Below are 4,815 nucleotides of genomic sequence, written 5' to 3'. Positions count from 1 at the left end.
GTGCCGCCGGTGCCGCCCGCTCCGGGCCCTGCGCCGGGGTCAGGGTCGGGATCGGGGTCGCCGCCCGTACCCGCGGTCGCGTGCTGGTTACTCGTGTCCGCGGGGGCGCCAGGGCCCTTGGGGCCGTTCCCGGCGTCCCCCTTGCCGTTGCCGGTGCCGCCGGAGTCGTGGGAGACCTGGCTGGGGCCGTCGGGGTTGGCGGGGTCATCGGCGGCCTCGGCGCCGTCGCCGGACGTGCTCGGGCGCGACTTCCCGTCCGGGGTGCCCGCCTTCGGCAGGTTGTGCCCCGCCTCGGCGGCGGTGCCGGTGGAGGCCGTCGGGCCGGACCCGGGCGGCGAGGCGACCGTCCGGCCGTCCGGGCTGACGAGTACGAAGACCAGTGCGGCCGTGGCACAGAGGGCGAGGACCACCGCCACCGCCGGTACGGGTCTTCTGCGGACCCAGGAGCGACGCCGCTCCGGGGAGGACCCGGCGGACGCCACGGCCGGGGCCGCCGGGTCCGCCGCCGCGTCCTTCACGGGAACAGCAACAGGTGGCACTGACGCCGGGTTAGGACGTCGCCCCGGGAAGCGCAGCTCCGCCGCCCGGGCGACCGGGACGCCGTACAGGACGTCGTACGCGCGCTGCCGCTCCAGCAGCCTGCCGAGCAGCGGCTGCGGCCATTCGGACGCCGCCTCCGACTCGCCGCCGTGCTCACGCGCCGCCTCGATCAGCGCCGCAGGCGTCGGCCGCCGACCGGGTTCCTTGGCGAGGCAGGCGGTCAGGAGTGCGCCCAGCGCGGGGTCGGTCGCCGTGATCTCGCCGATCACCTCGGCGTCCGGCTCCTCGAAGGCGACCCGGTGCATCACGTCGACGCCGGTGCCGTCACCGAAGGGGGCCCGGCCGGCCGCCGCGTAGATCAGCGTCCCGGCCAGCGAGAACACGTCGGACGCCGCGTCGCTCTTGCCGGTCCTCAGGTACTCCGGGGACATGTAGGCGGGCGTGCCGACCCGGTTGCCGGTGCCGGTGATGGCGCTCGCGTCGGCGGCCTTGGCGATGCCGAAGTCGATGACGTGGGCGCCCTTGAGCGACAGCAGCACGTTGGACGGCTTCAGGTCCCGGTGCACGATGTCCGTGGCGGCGAGGTCGGCGAGCGCCTGCCCCAGCTCCCCCACCAGCCGCCAGACGGCGCCCGGTTCCAGGGCACCGCCCTCCCGTACGGCGTCCGCGAGGTCGACCGCCGCGAGGTACTCGGTGGCCATCCACAGCAGCTCGTCCTGGAACCCCGTACCGCACAGCCTCGGCGCCCGGGGTGTACGGACCCGGCCGTGCACCAACGCCTCCTGCTCGAACCGGCGCCGGAACGTCGGGTCCTCGGCGTACTCCGGGCGGATCACCTTGACCGCGAACAGGCCGGGACTGTCGTCCGAGGGACGCGCCAGATAGACCCGCCCCATGCCACCGCTGCCGAGCAACGCCAACGGCACATAGGGGCCGATGCGTTCAGGGTCGGCGGGACGCAGGGGGGCAGCGCCGGCTTGCCGCAGCGCGGCAGCTTCGTCCGTCACAAATCCCCCGAAGTCGTGTTCTGCGTACGCCAGTTCGCCTCACTGGCAGAACGAGGCTAACCCAGCCCGCGCGTACGCACAGGGTTTCGATCAATTCGCACGGTGACCACCGAGGGGCCCGCGGGCGGCGGCGGGCGGGCAGTGCCGGACAGACCGCCAGAAAGAGACCAGGGCCTGTGCCGTCGCGGCCGGAGCCTCGACACTGGGCGAGTGTCCGCCGCCCGGGATCACGACGCGCCGGGCGGCGAGCCCAGCGGAGGCGGAGGAAGTCGGCCACCTCCCCGTATGTGATCCCGGCCCTGGCCGCGCTCGGCACTCTCGCGGCGTCCCGGTGCCGATGCCGATGCCGATGCCGTGAGGATCGCGAGACGCACGAGACGCGCGTGACGCACCCGGACGAGTGATGTGCCCGTCCGGAAAGCCTGGACGGGCACGTCACCGCGCCTCGGCGCTCGGCGACAGTCGCCGACGGTCAGAGCCGCTGGATGATCGTCCCCGTCGCCAGCGCCCCGCCCGCGCACATCGTGATCAGTGCGAACTCCTTGTCCGCGCGCTCCAGTTCGTGCAGTGCCGTGGCGATCAGCCGGGCCCCGGTCGCCCCCACCGGGTGGCCGAGGGCGATCGCACCGCCGTTCACGTTCACCTTGTCCAGGTCCTGCTCGAAGACCTGCGCCCAGCTCAGCACCACGGAGGCGAACGCCTCGTTGATCTCGACCAGGTCGATGTCCTTCAGCGTCATGCCCGCCTTGCCGAGCACCGCTCGGGTCGCGTCCACGGGGCCGTCCAGATGGAAGTGCGGGTCGGAGCCCACCAGCGCCTGGGCCACGATCCGCGCCCTCGGGCGCAGCTTCAGCGCCCGCGCCATCCGCTTCGACGCCCACAGCAGCGCCGCCGAACCGTCGCTGATCTGGGAGGAGTTGCCCGCCGTATGGACAGCGGTGGGCATGATCGGCTTCAGGGCGGCCAGCGCGTCGGCCGAGGTGTCCCGCAGGCCCTCGTCGCGGTCGACGAGCCGCCACATGCCCTGCCCTGCGGCCTGCTCCTCCTCCGTGGTGGGCACCTGGACGGCGAACGTCTCCCGCTTGAACCGCTCCTCCGCCCAGGCGACCGCCGCCCGTTCCTGCGAGGCGAGCCCCAGCGCGTCCACGTTCTCCCGGGTCAGTCCGCGCCGCCGGGCGATCCGCTCCGCCGCCTCGAACTGGTTGGGCAGATCCACGTTCCACTCGTCCGGGAACGGTTTACCGGGGCCGTGCTTGGACGCCGCTCCCAGCGACACCCGCGACATCGCCTCGACCCCGCAGCTGATGCCGACGTCGATGACACCCGCCGAGATCATGTTGGCGACCATGTGCGAGGCCTGCTGGGAGGAGCCGCACTGGGCGTTGACGGTGGTCGCCGCCGTCTCGTACGGCAGGCCCATGGCCAGCCAGGCGGTACGGGCGGGGTTGGCGGACTGTTCGCCGGCCTGGGTGACCGTGCCGCCGACGATCTGTTCGACGCAGTCGGCGGGGATGCCGGTGCGTTCCAGGAGTTCGCGGTAGGTCTCGCCCAGCAGGTAGGCGGGGTGCAGGTTGGCGAGCGCGCCACCGCGCCTGCCGATGGGGGTGCGTACGGCTTCGACGATCACGGGTTCCGCGGCCATGATGGGGAGTTCCTCTCCTCAGATCAACCGCGCAGCGCGGGCGTCCCGGCCACCCGCCACGCAGAACTAGTACGCGTTCTAGTTCTGCCAGCAGTCTGCTGACGGCCCGTCCGACACCGCAACCCCCTTGCAGCGCCCGGCAGCACAAGCCGTGTCCGGAAATGACGGTGCCGTGCCTCTTGCCACTTCTGGAACCCGTTACTACCTTCGCGACACCCACTCATTCCTGATGGACCGTCAGATACTGGTCAGATGACGGGAGTTTCCGATGGCGTCCTGTCCCGCGATGCCCGAAGGGTTCGACTTCACCGACCCCGACCTGCTCCAACACCGCGTACCTCTTCCGGAGTTCGCCGAGCTGCGCGCCACCGAGCCGGTCCACTGGGTGTCCCAGCACCCCGGCATCGCGGGCTTCGCCGACGAGGGCTACTGGGCCGTCACCCGGCACGCGGACGTCCGATACGTGTCCACGCACCCTGAGTTGTTCTCGTCCACCACCAACACGGCGATCATCCGCTTCAACGAACGCATCGAGCGCGACGCGATCGACGCCCAGCGGCTGATCCTGCTCAACATGGACCCGCCCGAGCACACCCGGGTCCGCCAGATCGTGCAGCGCGGCTTCACCCCGCGCGCGATCCGCGCCCTGGAGGACAACCTGCGCGGCCGCGCGCTCGCCATCGCCGCGAACGCCGCCGCCCGCAGCGGCGCCTTCGACTTCGTCACCGAGGTCGCCTGCGAACTCCCCCTCCAGGCCATCGCCGAGCTGATCGGCATCCCGCAGGAGGACCGCCTCCGGATCTTCGAGTGGTCCAACAGGATGATCGCGTACGACGATCCGGAGTTCGCGATCACCGAGGAGGTCGGCCAGCAGTCGGCGATGGAACTCATCGCGTACGCCATGAACATGTCCGCCGACCGCAAGCAGTGCCCGGCGAAGGACATCGTCACCATGCTGGTGGCGGCGGAGGACGAGGGCAACCTCGCCTCTGACGAGTTCGGCTTCTTCGTGCTGATGCTGGCCGTAGCGGGCAACGAGACGACCCGCAACGCCATCACCCACGGCATGCACGCCTTCCTCACCCACCCCGACCAGTGGGAGCTGTACAAGCGGGAACGTCCGGAAACCACCGCCGAGGAGATCGTGCGCTGGGCCACCCCCATCGTCTCCTTCCAGCGAACGGCCACCCAGGACACGGAGCTGGGCGGCCAGAAGATCGAACAGGGCGACCGCGTCGGCCTGTTCTACTCCTCCGCCAACCGCGACCCCGAGGTCTTCGACTCCCCGGACGTCTTCGACATCACCCGCGACCCCAATCCGCACCTCGGCTTCGGCGGCGGCGGCCCGCACTTCTGCCTCGGCAAGTCCCTGGCCGTCATGGAGATCAACCTGATCTTCAACGCCCTCGCCGACGCCATGCCGAACCTCACCCTGGTGGGCGACCCGCGCCGACTGCGCTCGGCCTGGGTCAACGGCGTCAAGGAACTCCAGGTGAGCGCGGGGGGGCTAGCGGGGGGCTAGTCGTGGTGGCCCGGAGGGCCGCGAGACTCGGGTCGGCGGCATCCCGGCGCCGCCGGCCCGTCCGACGTGAGGCAGGGGCGCCTCCCACGCCCCGCCCCTGCCTC

The 4,815-nt window shown here is 71.6% G+C and carries 3 protein-coding genes; 1 reads left to right on the top strand and 2 read right to left on the bottom strand.

Translation table 11 applies throughout. The features are described 5' to 3' along the window. Window positions 1-1,547: serine/threonine-protein kinase (locus tag AOK08_RS44065; RefSeq protein ID WP_055533816.1), on the bottom strand; the 1,547-nt coding region annotated here is incomplete at its 3' end. Between the two features lie 472 nt (window positions 1,548-2,019). Next, window positions 2,020-3,189 (bottom strand): steroid 3-ketoacyl-CoA thiolase, encoded by a 1,170-nt coding sequence (locus tag AOK08_RS35855; protein WP_055533815.1) that lies wholly within the window; start codon window positions 3,187-3,189, stop codon window positions 2,020-2,022. Between the two features lie 268 nt (window positions 3,190-3,457). On the opposite strand from AOK08_RS35855, the gene AOK08_RS35850 reads away from it, so the two are divergent. After that, a complete protein-coding gene (locus tag AOK08_RS35850; RefSeq protein WP_055533814.1) occupies window positions 3,458-4,711 on the top strand; it encodes a cytochrome P450 in 1,254 nt (417 codons plus the stop codon). The last annotated feature ends 104 nt before the right edge of the window (window positions 4,712-4,815 follow it).

It is taken from the genome of Streptomyces graminilatus, from assembly GCF_001418565.1.
Classification (GTDB): domain Bacteria; phylum Actinomycetota; class Actinomycetes; order Streptomycetales; family Streptomycetaceae; genus Streptomyces; species Streptomyces graminilatus.
Note: the sequence above shows the minus strand (reverse complement) of the source record. Positions and strands in the feature narration are given on the sequence as shown.